This is a genomic window from Microbacterium deminutum, from assembly GCF_039530205.1.
Lineage (GTDB): Bacteria > Actinomycetota > Actinomycetes > Actinomycetales > Microbacteriaceae > Microbacterium > Microbacterium deminutum.
In genome coordinates, this window is the sequence record NZ_BAAAOG010000001.1 from 992,639 (window position 1) to 1,012,032 (window position 19,394).

The following is a 19,394-nucleotide window of genomic DNA, read 5'->3' on the forward strand; positions in this document are numbered from 1 at the left end:
ATGGGGATCAGGACCGGGGGACCACGGCCCCGCTCATCATGAGCCTGCGCGACATCCACACCCCGGTTCTCCTCGACCGATGCATCGAACTGCTGGCACCTGCGCTCGAGCGCGACGGCACCGTCTTCGTCGACGCCACGCTCGGGATGGGCGGCCACTCCGAGGCGTTCCTGGAGCGCTTCCCCGGCATCCATCTCGTCGGACTCGACCGCGACCAGGATGCGCTGCGCATCGCAGGCGAGCGCCTCGCGAGGTTCGGCGATCGCGTCACCCTGGTGCACACCGTCTACGACGGCATCGCCCAGGCGGTGACCTCAGCGGGTTTCGGCGCCGCGGACGGGATCCTGTTCGATCTCGGGGTGTCATCCCTGCAGCTGGATGTCGCGGATCGCGGATTCGCGTACTCGCAGGACGCCCCGCTCGACATGCGCATGGACCAGTCCGCCGGCACGACCGCCGCCGACATCCTGGCGACCTACGGCGAGGGCGACCTGCGGCGGATCTTCGAGCGCTACGGCGAGGAGAAGCTCGCTGGGCGGTACGCGCGAGCCATCATCGCCGCCCGCGCCGACGCCCCCATCGACCGGTCCGGACGGCTCGTCGAGATCCTGGTCGCCGCCACGCCGTACGCGGCCCAGCGCACCGGACACCCCGCCAAGCGGGTCTTCCAGGCCCTGCGCATCGAGGTGAATCGCGAGCTGGCTGTGCTCGAAGCGGCGATCCCGGCTGCGCTCGGCATCCTGCCGATCGGGGGCCGCATCGTCGTGCTCGCGTACCAGTCCCTCGAAGACCGGCTCATCAAGCGGGAGTTCGCGCATGCTTCGGCGTCGACCGCTCCCGCCGGGCTGCCGGTCGAGCTTCCCGAGCACGCACCGCGATTCCGCCTGCTGGTCAAGGGGGCGGAGCTCGCGTCCGACGAAGAACGCGCCACGAACCCGCGTGCGACGCCCGTGCGCCTGCGCGCGGCAGAGCGCCTGAGGGAGACTCCATGAGCGCCCCAGCCACCGCGCACACCGGCGCGCCGGCACCTCGCCGCCCCGAAGCGCCGCGCCGACGGCTGCGGGTCGTCGCCGCCCCCGCGCGGCGCCGTCGGCCTCGGCTGCTGTACGGGGTCGTCGCCGTGCTCGGGGCCGTCACGATCGGCGCGGCGCAGATGACGCTGTCGATCCTGACCACGCAGAGCTCGTACGAGCTGTCGTCGCTGTCGCAGCAGCAGCGCGACCTGACCTACCAGAAGCAGATGCTCTACGACGAGGTGGCGGGGCTCAGCTCACCGCAGTATCTGGCCGCGAACGCGTCCGCGCTCGGCATGGTGATCGCCGCGTCGCCGAACTACCTCCGACTCAGCGACGGCGCGCTGCTGGGGGCTGGGAACGCGTCGCTGGGTGCATCGTCGATCGACGCGATCGGCCGCGGCGTGGTCGCCAACGCGCTGATCACGGCCACTCCGCTCGTGACGGATCCCGAGGCGACGATCGAAGGCACCACCGCCCCGACGACGGTGGTCGGTCCCGACGGAGTCGCGAACACTCCGCCGCCGATCACCGACGGACTGCCCACCCCGAGCACACACTGAGCACATGGTGACACGAGCAACGCGAAGCCCGCGCCGGCGCACCGTCGTGGCGCTCGCCGTCGTGCTGGCAGTGCTGGCAGGCTTCATCGTGCGCCTCGTCGACATCCAGGTCGTGCACGCCAACGAGCACATCGCGGACTCGCTCTCGCACGCTCTCGGCGCCACGCAGACGCTGTACGGCACGCGGGGCTCGATCCTCGACGACACGGGTCAGACGCTCGCGGGCAGCGTTCTCGAGTACGACTGCCAGCTCGATCCGCTTCTGATCACCCAGATCGATCAGGCCATCCTCGACAAGAAATCGGCCGCGAAGCCGTGGTCGAAGGTCTCGGTCGAGATCGCCGATCTCACCGGGCAGGAAGTCGCAGTGGTCCAGAAGATCGTCGCGGATGCCCTGGCCGCGGATCCGAAGTCGCGCTACGCGCTGCTCGAGCGCGGCCTGTCGACCCAGGTCTACCGGGCGCTCGCGAAGCTGGGCGAACCCTACCTGGCGTGCGTGCAGCATCCGGCGCGGACCTACCCAGACGGCGCGGTCGCCGGCAACCTGGTCGGCTTCATGGGCACCGACGGCGACGCGCTCGAGGGCCTCGAACAGACCGAGGACTCGTGCCTCGCCGCCACCAATGGCACCCGCGCCTTCGAACGCGGCAAGGACGGTGTCGTGATCCCGGGCACCCAGCGCGAACAGCCCGCGGTCGACGGCGGGACCCTGCGGCTGACGATCAACCGCGACCTGCAGTGGTACATGCAGCAGCTGATCGGCGAGCAGGCGCAGGACATGGGCGCCAAGCACGGGGCGGTGCTGGTGGTCGAGACGGCGACGGGGAAGATCCGCGCGGCGGCGGAGTGGCCGAGCGTGGACCCCAACGACGTGAACGCCTCGAAGCCCGCCGATCGCGGCAGCCGCATCTTCCGTGACTGGTTCGAGCCGGGCTCGACCTTCAAGGCCCTCACCGCGTCGACCGTCATCGACGCCGGCGGGCAGTCCCCGACCTCGACGGTCGTGGCGTCGAGTCACGAGAGGTTCGCCAACGGCGCGAGCGTGCGCGACTCCTTCAGTCACCCCGCCTACACTTACACGCTGGCCGGTGTCCTCATCGACTCGTCGAACGCCGGCATATCGAAGTTCAGCGAGAAGGTGAGCCCCCAGACGCGCTACGACTACTTCAAGAAGTTCGGCATCGGCGACGGCAGCGCCATCGGGTTCCCGGGCGAGCAGAAGGGTCTCATCCGCCCGGTCGCCGAGTGGGACAACCAGACCGTGTACAACACCGCATACGGTCAGGGCGTCACGACGACCATGCCGGAACTGGCCGACGCGTACGACGCGATCGCCAACAACGGGGTGCGGATGCCCCTGTCGCTCGTCGAGTCGTGCACGACGGCGGGCGGCCAGGTCATCACGCCGAAGCTCCCCGAGCCCACCAGGGTCATCAAGAAGTCCACCGCATCCCAGATGCGGACCGTGCTCGAGAACGTCGCGCTTCAGGCGGGATATTCGAAGGTCATCCAGATTCCGGGGTACCGCCTCGCAGTGAAGACCGGTACCGGTGAGAAGTCGAACGGAACCGGCGGGTACAAGGCCGGCGTGTACTACACGACCATGATCGGCTTCGCGCCGGCCGACGACCCGAAGTACCTCGTCGTCGTCACGCTCGACGAGCCGACGAAGGTAAAGTCGTCTGCGGCCAACGCGATCGCGTTCCAGAAGGCCATGACGCAGGTGCTCAAGACCTACCGCGTCATGCCCTCGACGACGGCGCCGGAGCTGCTGCCCAAGTTCGGGTGACGCCTCCGATCCGGCCGGAGACCTGATGATCACCCTGACTCTTTCCGAACTCGCCCGTGCCGTCGGCGGCGAGGTCCTGCTCGCACCGGGCGACACGCTCGACACGGTGGTCTCCGGAGCCGTCGACACCGATTCCCGGCTCATCGGCCCCGGCTCGATCTTCGTCGCCAAGCCGGGGGAGCAGACCGACGGACACCTCTTCGTGGACGCCGCGGCGGCTGCCGGGGCTGTCGTCGCGATCGTCGAGCATCCGGTCGAATCGTCCGTCGCATCCGCTGCCTCCGCTGCGGCTGAACCGAGGTCGGTGCTCACGCAGATCGTCGTGCGCGACGCCGTCGAGGCGCTCGCCGACCTCGCGCGCGAGGTCGTCGCACGGGTGCGGTCCGGCGGTGACCTGCGGATCGTCGGCATCACCGGATCGAATGGCAAGACCACGACGAAGAACCTGCTGGCCCGGATCCTCGAGCCCGAAGGCGAGACGGTATCGCCCAAGGCGTCCTTCAACAACGAGGTCGGCGCACCCCTCACGATGCTGCGGGTGACGGAGGCGACGAGGTACCTGGTGAGCGAGTTCGGCGCCAGCGCGCCGGGTGAGATCGCACGCCTGGCGGGTCTTGTCGAGCCCGACGTGGGTGTGGTGCTCATGGTCGGGATGGCCCACGCCGGCGGCTTCGGCGGCATCGAGGCGACCCTCGCCGCGAAGTCCGAGCTGGTCCGCGCGCTTCACCGCGGCGGACTCGCGGTGCTGAACGCCGACGACGCGCGGGTGGCGTCGATGGCCCCGATCGCGAGCGAACGGGATGCCGCGGTCCGCTGGTTCGGACGCGGCGGCGGCGTCGACGGGCGCGGGGTCGATGTCCGCGCCGACGACGTCGAGGTCTCGGCATCCGGAACCACGTGCGTCGTCACCGCCGACGGAGTCTCGGCGACGCTCCGCCTGCGTGTGCTCGGCGAGCACCACGTCATGAACGCGCTCGCGGCCATCGCGACGGCGACGGCGCTGGGTGTGTCGCTCGCCGACTGCATCGAGCGCCTCGAGGCGGTCGAGATCGCCGAGCGCTGGCGGATGCAGCCGCTCGGCTCGGAGCGCGTGCGGATCATCAACGATGCCTACAACGCCAGCCCCGACTCGATGGCGGCGGCCCTGCGAACGCTCGCCCAGATCACGGGCCCCGGCGAGCGCACCGTCGCCGTGCTCGGCGCGATGAGCGAACTCGGGGAGTACGCCGAAGACGAACACGACCGGGTGGGCCTGCTGGCGGTGCGTCTCGGCATCCAGCGCATCGTCGTGGTCGGAGCGGGCGCGCGGCGGATGTTCCTCGAAGCGGTGGCTCAGGGTTCGTGGGATGGCGAGGCGATCTACTTCGAGACGGCGGACGAGGCCTACGACTACCTCATGACAGAGCTTCGCGACGGGGACCGGGTGCTGGTCAAGTCGTCCAACTCCGCGGGTCTCCGGTTCCTGGGCGATCGTCTGGGAGAATCGTTCTCGTGAGATCACTCCTGACGGCGGCGGCGATCTCGCTGGCATTCACGCTCTTCCTCACGCCGGTCTTCCTGCGCCTGTTCCGCAGGTGGGGCTGGGGCCAGGTCATCCGCACGCCCGAGGACATCCGCAACCCGAGCCACGGCGAGAAGCGCGGCACGCCCACGATGGGCGGAACGATCTTCATCGTCGGCACGATCCTCGGCTATCTCGTCGGCGCGTACACCGGCAACAACCCGCCGACCATGTCGGGCTGGCTGGTGCTGTGGATGATGGTCGGCTTCGGCGCCGTCGGCTTCATCGACGACTACATGAAAGTGCACCGCCAGCGGAGCCTCGGCCTGACCGGCTGGCGCAAGATCGTCGGGCAGATCATCGTGGCCGTCCCGTTCGCGGTCGTCGCGCTGAACTTCCCGAACACATGGGGGCAGACGCCCGCGTCGGCCCATGTCTCGGTGTTCCGCGACGTGCCGTGGCTGTCGTTCATGGTGCTCGGGCCGATCGTCGGCTGGATCCTCTACCTGGCCTGGGTGTCGTTCATCGGGGTCGCGTTCTCGAACAGCGTCAACGTCACCGACGGTCTCGACGGTCTGGCCGCGGGCGCCGGGATCTTCGTGACCGGTGCGTACAGCCTCATCGCGTTCTGGCAGTTCAACCAGGCGTGCTCGGGCGGCGCGGCACTCACCGCGGGCGAGCTGCCCGCCTGCTATCCGACGCCGAACCCGTTCGACCTCGCCATCGTGTCGGCGTCCTTCGTCGGCGCGCTCGTCGGATTCCTCTGGTGGAATGCGCCGAAGGCGCAGGTGTTCATGGGGGATGTCGGATCCATGGCGATCGGCGGCGTGATCGCCGCGATGGCGATCCTGACGCGCACCGAGCTGCTCGCGGTGCTGGTGGCGGGCGTCTACGTGATCGCCTCGGGCTCGGTCGTCCTGCAGCGTCTGTACTTCAAGGTCACCCGGGGCAAGCGGCTGTTCCTGATGAGCCCGCTTCACCACCACCTCGAGATGCGCGGCTGGGCCGAGATCACGATCGTGGTACGGATGTGGATCATCGCGGGGATGCTCGCCGTGTTGGGCATCGGCTTCTTCTACGTCGAGTGGCTCTCGCGCACATGACCGACCCGCGCCTGGATGCTCTCACGAGCTGGCACGCGAAGTGGAAGGGCCTCCGCGTCGCCGTGCTCGGGCTCTCGGTGACCGGCTTCTCGGCCGCCGACACGCTCGCCGAGCTCGGCGCCGAGGTGCTCGTTGTCACCGAGAAGGCGAACGAGGAGTACGAGCGGCTGCTCCCGGTGATCGGCGTGCGACTGTGGACCGGGCCGCTCGACGTCGTTCCGCCTGACCTCGTCGAGTTCGCCCCCGACGTCGTCGTCGCATCGCCCGGGTTCGCGCCGGGGCATCCGGTCATCCGCTGGACGCAGGAGTCCGCGGTCGCGCTGTGGGGCGACATCGAGCTCGCGTGGCGGGTGCGCGACAAGGTGGTCCGCCCCGACGGAGCTCCCGCCGACTGGGTGCTGGTGACGGGCACGAACGGCAAGACGACCACGACGCGACTGGCGGCGACGATGCTCGTCGAGGGCGGGCTGCGCGCAGCCCCCGTCGGCAACATCGGAACGCCCGTGCTCGAGGCCGTGCGCGACCCCGGCGGATTCGACGCCCTCGTCGTCGAACTGTCGAGCCACCAGCTCTGGTATCTCGGACTGCAGAGCGGCCCGGACCCGGTCTCGCCGCACGCGAGCGTGTGCCTCAACCTCGCCGACGATCACCTCGAGTGGCACGGCTCCGCCGAGGCGTACCGTGATGCCAAGGCGCACGTCTACGACAGCACGCGGGTCGCGTGCGTGTACAACAAGGCGGATGCCGCGACGCGACGCATGGTCGAAGAGGCCGACGTCGTCGAGGGCGCGCGTGCGATCGGCTTCGACCTCGGAGTGCCCGGGCCGAGCGACCTCGGAGTGGTGGACGGGATCCTCGTGGACCGCGCGTTCCTCGATGACCGGCACCGCAGCGCGCTCGAGCTGACGACCGTGGCGGAACTCGCCGAGCTCGGACTCGCCGCCCCGCACGTGGTCGCCAACATCCTCGCCGCGGCGGCGCTCGCGCGATCGCTCGACGTGCCCCCGGCCGCGATCCGCGAGGCGGTGCGAGGATTCCAGCTCGACCCCCACCGCATCGAGGTGGTCGCCGTCGCGGACGGCGTGACCTGGGTCGACGACTCCAAGGCGACGAACCCCCATGCCGCCGCGTCGTCGCTCGCCGCCTACCCCGGCGCGGTCTGGGTCGTCGGAGGGCTCCTCAAGGGCGTGGACATCGCCGACCTGGTCGCCGGGCGCGGCTCGGGGGCGAAGGCTGCGATCGTGATCGGCCTGGATCGCGCGCCCGTCGTCTCCGCGTTCGCGCGACACGCGCCCGGGGTGCCCGTGTTCGAGGTCGACGCCGATGAGACTGAACAGGTCATGGCGCGGGTCGTCGAACTGGCGACCGGGATCGCGCGTGACGGGGACGTGGTGCTTCTCGCCCCCGCCGCGGCATCCTTCGATCAGTTCGCGTCCTATGCCGACCGAGGTCGTCGCTTCGCGGCCGCGGTGAGGGAACAGATGGGGACGGGGGCCGAGGGTGACCACGACGCAGCCGCGGACCCGCCCCCTGCAGCCGACGCCTGACCGCCCCGCAAAGCGCGGCCTCGCGGCCCGGGTGTCGCTCGGGAGGGTGTTCGCACCGGTGCCGAGCGAGTTCTTCCTCATCGCCTCGACGGCGCTGATGCTGACCGGCTTCGGACTCGTGATGGTACTCTCGGCGACGTCGGCCACCGCCGCGGCGGCGGGCCAGCCGCCCTATGACGCGGTGCTCAAGCAGGCGATGTTCGCCGTGATCGGCATCCCGCTGATGTTCATCGCGAGCCGTCTGCCGATCTCGTTCTGGAAGCGCATCGCGTGGCCGGCGCTCATCTTCGCCACGGTGTTCCAGCTGCTCGTGTTCACTCCGCTCGGCGTCTCGGCGTACGGAAACCGCAACTGGATCATGATCGCCGGGTTCCAGGCGCAGCCGTCGGAGTTCCTGAAGCTCGCTCTCGCGCTGTGGGTGGGCTACGTCCTCTTCCGCAAGCAGACCCTGCTCGGCCTGTGGCGGCACGTCTACATCCCGCTCGTCCCCGTCTCGATCCTCGTGATCGCGACCGTCATGGCCGGCGACGATCTCGGCACCGCGATGATCCTCGTCCTCATCGTGCTCGGCGCCCTCTTCTTCTCAGGCGTCAAGCTGCGGATCTTCATCCTTCCTGCGCTGGGCGCCATCGGCGCGGTCGCCTTCCTCGCGGTGACCAGCCCCGACCGAGTGCGCCGGTTCCTGAGCTTTCTGAACCCGAACTGCCTCGCCGACTATCTCAACGACTGCTATCAGCCGCTGCACGGCGTGTGGGGCCTCGCGGGCGGCGGCATCTTCGGGCTCGGACTGGGCAACTCGCGCGAGAAGTACGACTGGCTGCCCGCCGCCGCGAACGATTACATCTTCGCGATCGTGGGCGAGGAGCTCGGACTCATCGGCTGCGCCGTCATCCTCGGACTCTTCGCGCTGTTCGCCGTGGGCGCGTTCCATGTCATCCGCAAGACCGACGACCCGTTCGTGCGCATCGTGTCGGGCGGCATCACCGTGTGGATCGTCGGCCAGGCGCTCATCAACATCGGCGTCGTGCTGCGCGTGTTCCCCGTGCTCGGGGTGCCGCTGCCGTTCATGTCGCAGGGCGGCACGTCGCTGCTGTCGGTGCTCGTCGCGTCGGGAGTGCTGCTCGCTTTCGCGAGATCGCTGCCGTCCAAGCGCGCCGCCGCCCCTGGGCGCGCCGCGGCACGCGCGTCGACGGGACGAGCGTCCACGGGCGACTGACTCGGCCCTCCTTCTCGGGTTCGGGGCGCGTTCTGTCCGTTTGGGGCGCGGGTTCTGCGCCCCGACGGAGGAAATACGCCCCAAACACGTGGGTCGACAGCCCGCCGACCCGGGAGGCGCTTCACCGGCCCGACGCAGCGCGCACGTCGCCGGCCGGCCGACCCGACGCGGGGTTTCGCGTTTGGGGCGCGTTCTGTCCGTCGGGGCGCAGGTTCTCCGCCCCGACGGAGGAAAGGCGCCCCAACCCCGTGGCCAAGGGGGGCCGGGCCGGGCCGGTAGAGTCGCCGGGTGACGACGTACCTCCTCGCCGGCGGCGGCACCGCCGGGCATGTGAACCCGCTGCTGGCGGTCGCCGACGCGCTGCGGGATCGAGATCCGGATGCCGAGATCCTGGTCCTCGGCACCCGCGAGGGACTCGAGGCGAGGCTCGTGCCCGAGCGCGGCTACGAGCTGCTGTTCGTCGACAAGGTGCCCTTCCCGCGCCGGCCGAACCGGGACGCGGCGGCGTTCCCCACCCGCTTCCGCCGAGCGACCGGACAGGTGCGCGCCCACCTGATCAGCCGTGGGGTCGACGTCGTGGTGGGCTTCGGCGGATACGCGTCAGCGCCCGCCTACGTGGCGGCCCGGCGAATGCGCGTGCCGGTGGTCGTGCACGAGGCGAACGCGAAGCCGGGAATGGCCAACATCCTCGGCGCGCGCAGCGCGGCGCAGGTGGGCGTCGCGTTCGAGGGGACGCCGCTCCGCCGCTCGCGGGTGGTCGGGATGCCGCTCCGCCGCGAGATCGTCGAGCTCGACCGTGACGCGCTGCGCGCCGAGGCGGCGGAGTACTTCGGCCTCGACGCCGGCATCCCCACGCTGCTCGTCTTCGGCGGGTCGCTCGGCGCCATGCGGCTGAACGAGGCTTTCGGCGAGGGGCACGGCGCCGCGTGGCGCGACATCCTCGACGCCGGCTGGCAGCTCGTCCACGTGACGGGGGAGCGGTCGACGCTGGTCGACCCCGGCGCGCGCGGCTACGCGATGCGGCGCTACGTCGATCGCATGGACCTGGCCTTCGCCCTCGCCGATCTCATCCTCTCGCGGGCGGGCGCCGCCACCGTGAGCGAGATCAGTGCGCTCGGCATCCCGGCGGTCTACGTGCCGTATGCGGTGGGCAACGGCGAGCAGGCGCTGAACGCCGCCGCCGCCGTGCGGGCGGGCGCCGCGATCCTCATCGGCGACGCCGACTTCACAGCCGACAGGGTGCGCGCCGACGTCGTTCCCCTGCTGGCCGACGGCGGGCGGCGCGCGGCGATCACGGCGGCCGCGGCATCCGTCGGCACGCGCACCGGCACCGAGAACGTCGTCGCCATGATCGACGAGGCCCTCGGCTGACTCCCGCGGCGCCCCCGGATGGCCGCGCCGGCGCATGCCAGCGCGCCGGGACCGGGCCATCCCGGGCCCGACCTAGGATTGACGGGTCATGATCAGACCCGACCTGAGCCTTCCCATCCCCGAGCGCATCGAGGCCGCGCACTTCATCGGCATCGGCGGTTCGGGAATGTCCGGGCTCGCCCGCATGTTCCTCGAGCGCGGTATCCGGGTGTCCGGTTCCGACCGGGCCGACAGCAGGGCGATGCGGGAACTCGCGGCCCTCGGCGCGCGCGTGCACGTGGGTCACGACGCCGCGAATCTCGGCGACGCCGACACCGTCATCCACACCGGCGCGATCTGGCCCGACAACCCCGAGTACGCCACCGCGAAGGAGCGGGGGATGCCGGTCATCCACCGATCGCAGGCGCTCTATTGGCTGATCGGCGGCCGGCGGCTCGTCGCTGTCGCCGGCGCACATGGCAAGACCACATCGACGGGGATGATCGTCACCGCGCTCCAGATGCTCGGGGCCGATCCGACGTTTGTGAACGGCGGAGTGATCTCGCAGCTGGGCACCTCGAGTGGGACCGGCTCGGACGACATCTTCGTGATCGAGGCCGATGAGTCCGACGGCACCTTCCTGCTGTACGACACGTCGATCGCACTGATCACCAACGTGGATCCCGACCACCTCGACCACTACGGCACCGACGACGCCTTCCACGACGCGTTCGCGCAGTTCGCGGACCGGGCGCGCGAAGCAGTGGTGATCTCCGCGGACGACGAGGGGGCTCGCCTCGTGACAGAGCGGCTCACCCATCCGAGTGTGCTCACGTTCGGTGAGTCGGATGCCGCGGATGTCCGAGTCACGGCGATCCGCACGAGCGGCCCGGTGTCCTTCACCCTCACCCACGACGACGTCTCCGTCGAGGTGCGTCTGCTGGTCGCCGGGGCGCACAACGCCATCAACGCGGCAGGCGCGGTCGCCGTGCTGCTGACGCTCGGCCACCCGCTCGAGGCCGCCGTCCGCGCGGTCGAGGGCTTCGAGGGCACCCTGCGCCGGTTCGAGCTGCACGGTGTGGAGCGGGGTGTCAGCGTCTACGACGACTACGCCCACCACCCCACCGAAGTCGCAGCGGCGCTCGCGGCGGCCCGCACGGTCGTCGGCGACGGCCGGATCATCGCGCTCCACCAGCCGCATACGTATTCGCGCACGCGGGCGATGTTCCACGAGTTCGCGGAGGTGCTCGAGTCCTACGCCGACCACACCGTCGTGCTCGACGTGTACGGCGCGCGCGAGGACCCGGTTCCCGGCGTCACGGGCGAACTGGTGTCGGATGCGTTCGTCGATCCTGCGCATGTCCATTTCGTCGCCGACTGGCAGGACGCGGCCGACTACACCGCGGGAATCGCGAGGGATGGCGACTACGTCATCACGCTCGGCTGCGGCAATGTGAACCTGATCATCCCGCAGGTGCTCGACGCGCTCGCGCGCACCGCGCCCACGGACGAGTCGGAGTAGCGCCCGATGCGCCGGCCTTCGCCGCTGCCGCCCGCGAGCCGGGCGACGTCGGCCGTCGAGACGGAGTCGGCCTCCGAAGGGAATGCTCGGGCTGTCGGCGGGCGTGACACCTCGGACGTCGTCGACCCGTCCCCGGGGTCGGGGGCCGCCGTCGAGCCGTCCTCAGGGCTGGGTTCTGCCATCGGACCCTTGCCGACGGGCCCGGGTGGCCCGGCGCCGGCAGCGGCGGGCGGGGCGACACACGACGCGGATCGGCCGATCGCTCCCGTCATTCCGCTGACATCGCCGATCACCGTGGCGCGGCGCCCTGGGCTCGCAGCGGCGATCGGCGCGGATGCGCCTGCGGATCAGTCCCCCGAGGAGGACCCGTCGCCCGTCGGACTGCGGGCGGTGTGGCGCGCCGCGCGCGCCCGCCGCAAGGCGCTGCGTGCCGAGGTCCGTCGCTTCACCGTCCGCCAGCGTCGCCGGCGCGCCGCGTGGCTCGGGGGCGCGGCATCCGTGGTCGTCCTGGTCCTTGCGACCCTCGGCGCCGCCTACAGCCCGCTCTTCGCCGTCGAGTCGATCCGAGTCGTGGGGGCATCGCAGGTCGACGCCGGCACTGTCGAAGACGCGCTGGGCAGCCAGGTGGGCACGCCGCTGCCGCTCGTCGACGAGAGCGCCGTCAAGGCAGCCCTCGTCGCCTTCCCCCTCGTGGAGTCCTACTCCCTCGAGGCCCGGCCGCCCCACGAACTCGTGGTGCGGATCGTCGAGCGCACGCCGGTCGGGCTCATCAAGACGGCGGCCGGTTACACGCTGGTGGATGCCGCCGGTGTCGTCCTCTCCACGACGCCCGCCCCGGTGCCGGGGATGCCGCTGCTCACGATCACGGGCGGCACCCGCTCGCCGGCGTTCGAAGCCGCAGGGCAGGTGATGCGATCGCTGCCGTCCGCCATCCGCACGCAGGTGACGGCGGTCGCGGCATCCACTCCCGACGATGTCACCCTCACGCTCGGCGGGACGAACACGAAGGTCGTCTGGGGGAGCGCCGAGGACTCGGCTCTCAAGGCGATCGTGTTGCAGTCGACGATGGCCGCGCGTCCGCCCGCGGGTGTCAGCGTCTACGACGTGTCGTCGCCGCGCGCGGTCGTCGTGAGCTGAGCCGTCACCACGCGCCGTCGTCGTGAGCTGAGCCTTCACGCGAGTGCCGGCGTCGAGACGGCCCCGTCGAGTCCGCGGTCCGCGCGTCCTCCGGCCAGCGGAGGGCCTCGGGCCAGGGGAGGTCGATGCGACGGCCGGCGCCCCTTCCGTCCACCGTGCCCCTCCGGCGAGCGGAGGTCCGCCGGGCCCCTCCGGCGAGCGGAGGTCCGCCGGGCCCTCCAGCGAGCGGAGGTCGAGCGCGCGGAACCGGATGCGGAGGTCGAGCGCGCGGAACCCGATGCCGCGGTCGGCGCGGCGGGCCCGCGCGCCGCGCGAGCCGGCGCACTTCGGCCACCGGTTCGGTTCGGGATGTCGCGACACGCCCGCGATGCTCCGCCCGAGGCGTCCCGCTCCGCTTACTTTCAATTCAGGAATTGCATACTGAGCAATTCTTTATACCTCTACTAGAGGTTGAAGGTTTATTTCAAGGTTCGGACAGACGGAGGCCGGCATGAGCCAGAACCAGAACTACCTCGCGGTGATCAAGGTCGTCGGCGTCGGTGGCGGCGGGGTCAACGCCGTCAATCGCATGATCGACCTCGGTCTGCGCGGAGTCGAGTTCATCGCGATCAACACCGATGCTCAGGCGCTGCTGATGAGCGACGCCGACGTCAAGCTGGACGTCGGACGCGAGCTCACCAGGGGCCTCGGCGCCGGGGCGGATCCCGAAGTCGGACGGCGGGCGGCCGATGACCACGCGGAGGAGATCGAAGAGGCGCTCCGCGGCGCCGACATGGTGTTCGTGACCGCGGGCGAAGGCGGCGGCACCGGCACCGGCGGCGCACCCGTCGTGGCCAAGATCGCGAAGTCGATCGGCGCCCTGACGATCGGCGTCGTGACCAAGCCGTTCTCGTTCGAAGGCCGCCGTCGCCAGCAGCAGGCCGAGACGGGCGTCGCAAAGCTGAAGGAGGAGGTCGACACCCTCATCGTGGTGCCGAACGATCGCCTCCTCGAGATCAGCGACCGGGGCATCTCGATGATCGAGGCGTTCGCGACCGCCGACCAGGTGCTCCTCGCCGGTGTGCAGGGCATCACCGACCTCATCACCACGCCCGGCCTCATCAACCTCGACTTCGCCGACGTGAAGTCCGTCATGCAGGGCGCCGGGTCGGCGCTCATGGGCATCGGCTCGGCGCGCGGCGCCGATCGGGCGATCAAGGCGGCTGAACTGGCCGTCGAGTCGCCGCTGCTCGAGGCGTCGATCGAAGGCGCGCACGGCGTGCTGCTGTCGATCCAGGGCGGCTCGAACCTGGGCATCTTCGAGATCAACGATGCCGCGCAGCTGGTCAAGGAGGCCGCCCACCCCGAGGCGAACATCATCTTCGGCACCGTGATCGACGACACGCTCGGCGACGAAGTGCGCGTCACCGTGATCGCGGCCGGATTCGACGGCGGCGAGCCGTCGCTGCGGATCGACCCTGTGACGACATCGCGTGTGGTGTCGACCCCGGTCATGCCGTCGCTCTCTGCGATGGACGCTGCAGCGGTCGTGGAGCGCGAGAAGGAGCGGGTGCCGGTCGGCGCCACGATCTCGGACCCCGACTTCACGGATGACGACCTCGACATCCCGGACTTCCTGAAGTAACCCCCTCCGGGGACTGCAGCCAGGCTCAGGAGGACGCCGCGCGTGCTACCGCCCGCTGAGCCTGTCGACGCGCTCGCCGCGCGCCTTGCAGACGTCGATTCCCGGATCGCGGATGCCGCGCGCGCGGTCGGCCGCGATCCGGGAACGATCACGCGGATCGTCGTGACGAAGTTCCACCCGGTGTCGCTCGTCGCACAGCTGTACGCCATGGGTGTGCGCGACGTGGGCGAGAACCGCCAGCAGGAGTTCACCGACAAGGCATCCGCCGCCGAGGATCTGCCCGGACTGCGGTGGCACTTCATCGGGCAGGCGCAGACGAACAAGGCGCGGGCGATCCGGGCCGCGGCATCGGTCGTGCATTCGGTCGATCGCATCCGCATCGCCGATGCGCTCGATGCCGCCTCGAGCGAGGGCGACCTGCCGCTCGACGTGCTGCTGCAGGTGAATCTCACGGCCGACGCCGCACGGGGCGGAGTGGCGCCCGACGCCCTCGAATCGCTCGCCGCACACGCGGCGGGATGCCGATCGCTCCGCGTGCGCGGAGTGATGGCCGTCGCACCGCTCGACGAACCACCCGCCCCGGCGTTCGAGCGCTTGCACACCTATGCAGACCGGGTACGGGCGGTCGTGCCCGACGCGGGCTGGATCTCCGCCGGAATGACGGCGGATTTCGCCGAGGCGATCGCGGCAGGCGCGACACACCTGCGGATCGGGTCGGCAATCACGGGACCGCGCCCCCTGCGCGGTTAACCTCGGAACAGATGAGCACTACGGAGGATGCGATGTCGAACCCGCTCAAGAAGACCATGGTGTACCTGGGCCTCGCCGACGAGGAGGAGGTCTATGAAGAGCCCGCGCCGCAGCCCCGCGGTCGCAAGACCGAGACCGCGGTGGAGAAGTCGGCGCCGGTGACGCCCATCCATCGCCCCACCGTCGTGCGCCAGCCGGCGCCGTCGGCGATCAGCGAGATCCTCACCGTCCACCCGAAGCAGTATCGGGACGCGCAGGTCATCGCCGAGAACTTCCGCGAGGGAATCCCCGTCATCATCAATCTCTCGCAGATGAGCGATGCCGATGCGCGTCGCCTCATCGACTTCGCGAGCGGGCTCTCCCTCGGGCTGTACGGACGGATCGAACGCGTCACGAGCAAGGTGTTCCTCCTCTCGCCCGAGAACGTCGCGGTGTCGGGTGAGGGAGCCGTCGCGCAGGCGGATTCGGACGCGGTTCCTTTCGCACAGCCGTAATCTGTCTAGGTGGCAGTCGTTCAACTCATCGCGTCCGTTCTCAACATCGCACTGCTGCTGTTCGTCTTCGTGCTGTTCGCCCGGCTGATCCTGGACTGGATCCCGTTCTTCAACCGCGAGTGGCGCCCCAAGGGTGCCGGCCTCGTGGCCGCCGAGGTCATCTACACCGTCACCGACCCGCCGATCAGGCTGTTCCGCCGTCTCATCCCGCCGCTTCGCGTCGGGGCCATCGCGATCGATTTCGGGTTCGCCCTGACCATGCTGCTGTGTTTCATCCTGCTCGCCGTCACTCGCACGCTGGCGAGCTGACGCAGTTCGCGTCAGCCTCGACGAATGCCTTCCACACTCTCCGTGAGGCCCGACTATGCTTGCTGGATGCGGCCTGCCGGCGATGGCTGGGTCGTCCCCCGACATCGGCCAACGACTTGACCGCTCGAAAGAGGAATCACCATGGCATTGACCCCCGATGACGTCGTCACCAAGCAGTTCCAGCACGTTCGCTTCAAGGAGGGTTTCGACCCCGACGAGGTCGACGACTTCCTCGACGAGATCGTGGTCGAATGGCGGAAGGTGATCGCCGAGAACGACGAGCTCAAGGCGAAGCTCGCCTCTTACGAGTCCGGCGAGGGTGCCGAGCCCGCGGCCGCCCCGGTCGCCGCGGCTCCGGCAGCAGAGGCGCCCCAGACCACCGCGCCGGCGCCCGTCGCCACCGCCGGCATCATCGAACTCGCTCAGCGCCTGCACGACGAGCACGTCGCCGAGGGCCTCGCCCAGCGCGACAAGCTCATCGCCGACGCCAAGGCCCAGGCGGCGACGATCGTCTCGGATGCCGAGACCCGCGGTCGCGAAGAACTGGCCAAGCTGGATCGCGAACGCGGAGGTCTCGAGACCCGGATCTCCGAGCTGCGACAGTTCGAGCGCGACTACCGCGCCCAGCTGCGCAGCTACATGGAGGGCAAGCTGCGTGACCTCGAGACCATGGCGACGACCTCGGGTTCGACGCCGGTCTCGGCCATCGGCCTCTAGGCCGGCCTTTGACAGGCCGTCCGCCACTTCGTCCGTCGGCGGCCGGCGCCATCATCGCGGTTCTCGCGCTGGTGGTGCTGGCCGCTGATCAGTTCACGAAGTATCTCGCTCTCGCCAACCTTCCACCCGAGCAGCCGGTCCACGTGATCGGCGACTTCCTGATCTTCTATCTCATCCGCAATCCTGGTGCGGCGTTCTCGCTGGGCGAGGGCGTCACCTGGGTGTTCACGATCGCACTCGCCGCCGTCTCGGTCATCATCGTGTGGCTCGCCGCCACGCGGGTCCGCTCGCGCCTCTGGGCAGTCGTCCTCGGGCTGCTGCTGGGCGGCGTGCTCGGCAACCTCACCGACCGCGCGCTGCGCGAGCCCGGCTTTCCGGTCGGGCACGTGATCGATTTCATCAACACGCCCTGGATGATGCCGGCGATCTACAACGTCGCCGACACGTTCATCGTGACGATGATGATCGGTGTCGCGCTGCTGGTGCTGTTCGGTCTCGGACTGGACGGCAGGCGCGATCGTCGCGTCGCGACGGAGACGGATGCCGCGGCATCCGGCGAAGGCTCTCCCGAGGAGGAGTCCACCGACGAGGCGTCGCCCGCCGCAACGCCCGAGGACTCGTCCGTGGCGGGTGACGCGAACGGGGACTCCGCCTCGGTCGACGACGCGCCCGGCCCGACGGCGAAGGACTGACGTGGAGTCGCGCAGCCTCCCGGTGCCCGATGGGCTCGACGGCACGCGTGTGGATGCCGCGCTCTCGAAGATGCTCGGCTTCTCACGCACATTCGCGGCCGAGGTCGCCGAGGCGGGCGGGGTCAGCATGGACGGCCGGGTCCTGTCGAAGGCCGACAAGCTCCACGGGGGCGCGTGGCTCGACGTGTCGTGGGCGCCGAAAGAGCCGCCGCGCGTCGTCCCCGTGGAGGTGCCCGACCTCGGGATCGTCTACGACGACGACGACATCGTGGTCGTGGACAAGCCCGCCGGAGTCGCGGCGCACCCATCGATCGGCTGGGAAGGACCGACGGTGCTCGGCGGTCTCGCCGCAGGCGGCTATCGCATCGCCACGACCGGAGCGGCGGAGCGACAGGGCGTCGTCCACCGGCTGGATGTCGGGACCTCCGGCCTCATCGTCGTCGCCAAGAGCGAGCAGGCCTACTCCGTGCTCAAGCGGGCCTTCAAGGAGCGCGAAGTCGAGAAGATCTACCACGCCGTCGTGCAGGGGCACCCCGATCCCCTCGCCGGGACGATCGACGCCCCGATCGGACGACATCCCACCCATTCGTGGAAGTTCGCGGTCACGCCCGAAGGCAAGGACTCGGTGACCCACTACGAGACCCTCGAAGCGTTCCCCGGGGCGTCGCTGCTCGAGATCCACCTCGAGACGGGGCGCACGCACCAGATCCGCGTGCACATGGCCGCGCACCGTCATCCGTGCGTCGGCGACCCGCTCTACGGCGGCGACCCGACACTGGCCGCCCGGCTCGGGCTCACCCGGCAGTGGCTGCATGCCCGCGAGCTCTCGTTCGCGCACCCCCGGACGGGGGACCGGGTGACGTTCACCTCCGAGTACCCGGCCGACCTCGCGCACGCTCTCGAGGTGCTGCGCGCGGACTAGCGGTGTCGGATGCCGCCGGCATCATGTCGTCATGACGATCGATGTGCGTCCGGCATCCGTGTTCGAGGACGTCAGGACGATGGTCGGGCCGAGGAATCCCGTCTCGACCGTGTGCTGGTGCCTGAGCCACCGGGTCCCGTCGAGGCAGAGCAGCGCGCTGCGCGGTGCGGAGCGCGGCGATTTCGTGCGGGGGCTGCTGGCAGCGCCCACCGCGCCGGGCGTGCTCGCCTACGACGGCAACGAGGTCGTGGGATGGGCGGCCATCGCGCCGCGCTCCGCCACCAACTTCGCGCGCAGCGGCAAGATCCCGCATGTGGATGCCCTGGACGTGTGGTCGCTGTGGTGCATCCGCACACGCCCAGGGCATCGAGGGCAGGGGATCACCCACGCCCTGATCCAGGGGGCGGTCGAGTTCGCCCGTGCGAAGGGCGCGCCCGCGGTCGAGGGCTATCCGGTCGACAACGGCGACGCGAAGGTCGATCAGACCATGGCGTACGTCGGCACGCGCTCGATGTTCGAGAAGGCGGGCTTCGTCAAGGTCGCCGACACGACGTCGGTCTCGGGCGGGTTTCCCCGGGTGATCGTGCGGCTCGCGCTCGGCTGATCCCGGTGCGGCGACTCAGCGACCGCCGTCGAAGGCCGCAGGGTCATCCGCTGCGATCGCGAGCGCGATCACCCGCATGTGGGCGGCATCGACGTCGCCGAGCTGCTCCAAGCCGCGGAAGCCGACCTCGGTGAGCTCCCCGTCGGCGGGGTGGGGCTCCCCGGACACCCACGCGCATCGGAACACCAGGTCCAGGTAGTCCACCTGATCCCCGTTGGGATAGGTCACGCGAGGGACGGTTCGCACCAGTGCGAGCCGCTCCGCACGAACGACGACGGCGGCCTCCTCCAGGCATTCCCGCACCGCCGCGTCGGCGGGCTGTTCGCCCGGGTCGACGATGCCGGAGACGCACTGCAGCTTCCCGTTGTCAGCGCGGCGGCCGACGAGCACCTTCTCGCCGCGGAACACGACAGCGGTGACGCCGACGAGGGGCAGCGGATCGTGCCCGATACGCCGGCGCAGGTCGAGGACGAACTCAGGCGTCGGCATCCGGCCACATTAGCCGCCTTCCGCGCGTGGTCGTGCGTGCCGCGACTGGGAG

The 19,394-nt window shown here is 70.2% G+C and carries 19 protein-coding genes; 18 read left to right on the forward strand and 1 reads right to left on the reverse strand.

From position 1 onward, the window contains the following. Nucleotides 1-38: 38 nt before the first annotated feature. The 18 genes from rsmH to ABD212_RS04530 all read left to right on the forward strand — a co-directional run bounded on the left by rsmH (nt 39) and on the right by ABD212_RS04530 (nt 18,853). Nucleotides 39-992, forward strand: coding sequence for a 16S rRNA (cytosine(1402)-N(4))-methyltransferase RsmH (gene rsmH / locus ABD212_RS04445; RefSeq protein WP_344091594.1), 954 nt, complete (start codon nt 39-41; stop codon nt 990-992). Beyond that, a complete protein-coding gene (gene ftsL, locus ABD212_RS04450) occupies nt 989-1,576 on the forward strand; it encodes a cell division protein FtsL (RefSeq protein ID WP_344091596.1) in 588 nt (195 codons plus the stop codon). The genes rsmH and ftsL overlap by 4 nt, the downstream gene beginning before the upstream one ends. Before the next feature lie 4 nt (nt 1,577-1,580). Further along, complete coding sequence (locus tag ABD212_RS04455) at nt 1,581-3,365, forward strand: peptidoglycan D,D-transpeptidase FtsI family protein (protein ID WP_344091598.1); 1,785 nt, start codon at nt 1,581-1,583, stop codon at nt 3,363-3,365. A 25-nt stretch (nt 3,366-3,390) separates the two neighbouring features. Then, complete coding sequence (locus ABD212_RS04460) at nt 3,391-4,860, forward strand: UDP-N-acetylmuramoyl-tripeptide--D-alanyl-D-alanine ligase (protein ID WP_344091600.1); 1,470 nt, start codon at nt 3,391-3,393, stop codon at nt 4,858-4,860. Then, a complete protein-coding gene (gene mraY / locus ABD212_RS04465; RefSeq protein WP_344091603.1) occupies nt 4,857-5,969 on the forward strand; it encodes a phospho-N-acetylmuramoyl-pentapeptide-transferase in 1,113 nt (370 codons plus the stop codon). Before ABD212_RS04460 ends, mraY begins: the two co-directional genes overlap by 4 nt. Continuing rightward, the gene (murD, locus tag ABD212_RS04470) at nt 5,966-7,516 is read left to right on the forward strand and encodes a UDP-N-acetylmuramoyl-L-alanine--D-glutamate ligase (RefSeq protein WP_344091604.1); all 1,551 of its coding nucleotides are present in this window, start codon (nt 5,966-5,968) and stop codon (nt 7,514-7,516) included. The genes mraY and murD overlap by 4 nt, the downstream gene beginning before the upstream one ends. After that, nucleotides 7,470-8,732: a putative lipid II flippase FtsW gene (gene ftsW, locus ABD212_RS04475; protein WP_344091606.1), complete on the forward strand. Its 1,263-nt coding sequence runs from the start codon at nt 7,470-7,472 to the stop codon at nt 8,730-8,732. Before murD ends, ftsW begins: the two co-directional genes overlap by 47 nt. 288 nt (nt 8,733-9,020) lie before the next feature. Beyond that, nucleotides 9,021-10,103: a UDP-N-acetylglucosamine--N-acetylmuramyl-(pentapeptide) pyrophosphoryl-undecaprenol N-acetylglucosamine transferase gene (locus ABD212_RS04480; RefSeq protein WP_344091608.1), complete on the forward strand. Its 1,083-nt coding sequence runs from the start codon at nt 9,021-9,023 to the stop codon at nt 10,101-10,103. An 88-nt stretch (nt 10,104-10,191) separates the two neighbouring features. Next, a complete protein-coding gene (gene murC / locus ABD212_RS04485; RefSeq protein WP_344091610.1) occupies nt 10,192-11,604 on the forward strand; it encodes a UDP-N-acetylmuramate--L-alanine ligase in 1,413 nt (470 codons plus the stop codon). Between the two features lie 294 nt (nt 11,605-11,898). After that, the gene (locus tag ABD212_RS04490; protein WP_344091612.1) at nt 11,899-12,741 is read left to right on the forward strand and encodes a cell division protein FtsQ/DivIB; all 843 of its coding nucleotides are present in this window, start codon (nt 11,899-11,901) and stop codon (nt 12,739-12,741) included. A 490-nt stretch (nt 12,742-13,231) separates the two neighbouring features. Further along, nucleotides 13,232-14,365 (forward strand): cell division protein FtsZ, encoded by a 1,134-nt coding sequence (ftsZ, locus tag ABD212_RS04495; RefSeq protein ID WP_344091614.1) that lies wholly within the window; start codon nt 13,232-13,234, stop codon nt 14,363-14,365. 42 nt (nt 14,366-14,407) lie between these two features. Beyond that, a complete protein-coding gene (locus ABD212_RS04500; protein ID WP_344091617.1) occupies nt 14,408-15,115 on the forward strand; it encodes a YggS family pyridoxal phosphate-dependent enzyme in 708 nt (235 codons plus the stop codon). Nucleotides 15,116-15,147: 32 nt separating this feature from the next. Then, nucleotides 15,148-15,609 (forward strand): cell division protein SepF, encoded by a 462-nt coding sequence (locus ABD212_RS04505; protein WP_344092440.1) that lies wholly within the window; start codon nt 15,148-15,150, stop codon nt 15,607-15,609. A 9-nt stretch (nt 15,610-15,618) separates the two neighbouring features. Beyond that, a complete protein-coding gene (locus ABD212_RS04510) occupies nt 15,619-15,918 on the forward strand; it encodes a YggT family protein (protein WP_344091620.1) in 300 nt (99 codons plus the stop codon). A 141-nt stretch (nt 15,919-16,059) separates the two neighbouring features. Beyond that, nucleotides 16,060-16,635, forward strand: coding sequence for a DivIVA domain-containing protein (locus ABD212_RS04515; RefSeq protein ID WP_344091622.1), 576 nt, complete (start codon nt 16,060-16,062; stop codon nt 16,633-16,635). Nucleotides 16,636-16,643: 8 nt separating this feature from the next. Then, on the forward strand, nt 16,644-17,327 hold the full coding sequence (lspA, locus tag ABD212_RS04520) for a signal peptidase II (protein ID WP_344091624.1): 684 nt from the start codon (nt 16,644-16,646) through the stop codon (nt 17,325-17,327). A gap of 1 nt (nt 17,328) precedes the next feature. Continuing rightward, nucleotides 17,329-18,249 (forward strand): RluA family pseudouridine synthase, encoded by a 921-nt coding sequence (locus tag ABD212_RS04525; RefSeq protein ID WP_344091626.1) that lies wholly within the window; start codon nt 17,329-17,331, stop codon nt 18,247-18,249. 31 nt (nt 18,250-18,280) lie between these two features. Beyond that, entirely contained in the window at nt 18,281-18,853 is a 573-nt protein-coding gene (locus ABD212_RS04530; protein ID WP_344091628.1) for a GNAT family N-acetyltransferase, read from the forward strand. 15 nt (nt 18,854-18,868) lie between these two features. On the opposite strand, the gene ABD212_RS04535 is transcribed toward ABD212_RS04530, so the two are convergent. After that, complete coding sequence (locus ABD212_RS04535) at nt 18,869-19,342, reverse strand: NUDIX hydrolase (RefSeq protein ID WP_344091630.1); 474 nt, start codon at nt 19,340-19,342, stop codon at nt 18,869-18,871. Between the last annotated feature and the right edge of the window lie 52 nt (nt 19,343-19,394).

Excerpts from the sequence above, each read along its gene's own strand:
- ftsL (WP_344091596.1), top strand. The coding sequence starts at position 989 with ATGAGCGCCCCAGCCACCGCGCACACCGGCGCGCCGGCACCTCGCCGC.
- ftsZ (WP_344091614.1), top strand. The coding sequence starts at position 13,232 with ATGAGCCAGAACCAGAACTACCTCGCGGTGATCAAGGTCGTCGGCGTC.
- murD (WP_344091604.1), top strand. The coding sequence starts at position 5,966 with ATGACCGACCCGCGCCTGGATGCTCTCACGAGCTGGCACGCGAAGTGG.
- ABD212_RS04515 (WP_344091622.1), top strand. The coding sequence starts at position 16,060 with ATGGCATTGACCCCCGATGACGTCGTCACCAAGCAGTTCCAGCACGTT.
- ABD212_RS04530 (WP_344091628.1), top strand. The coding sequence starts at position 18,281 with ATGACGATCGATGTGCGTCCGGCATCCGTGTTCGAGGACGTCAGGACG.
- ABD212_RS04505 (WP_344092440.1), top strand. The coding sequence starts at position 15,148 with ATGTCGAACCCGCTCAAGAAGACCATGGTGTACCTGGGCCTCGCCGAC.
- ABD212_RS04535 (WP_344091630.1), bottom strand. The coding sequence starts at position 19,342 with ATGCCGACGCCTGAGTTCGTCCTCGACCTGCGCCGGCGTATCGGGCAC.
- murC (WP_344091610.1), top strand. The coding sequence starts at position 10,192 with ATGATCAGACCCGACCTGAGCCTTCCCATCCCCGAGCGCATCGAGGCC.
- ABD212_RS04460 (WP_344091600.1), top strand. The coding sequence starts at position 3,391 with ATGATCACCCTGACTCTTTCCGAACTCGCCCGTGCCGTCGGCGGCGAG.
- rsmH (WP_344091594.1), top strand. The coding sequence starts at position 39 with ATGAGCCTGCGCGACATCCACACCCCGGTTCTCCTCGACCGATGCATC.
- ABD212_RS04455 (WP_344091598.1), top strand. The coding sequence starts at position 1,581 with ATGGTGACACGAGCAACGCGAAGCCCGCGCCGGCGCACCGTCGTGGCG.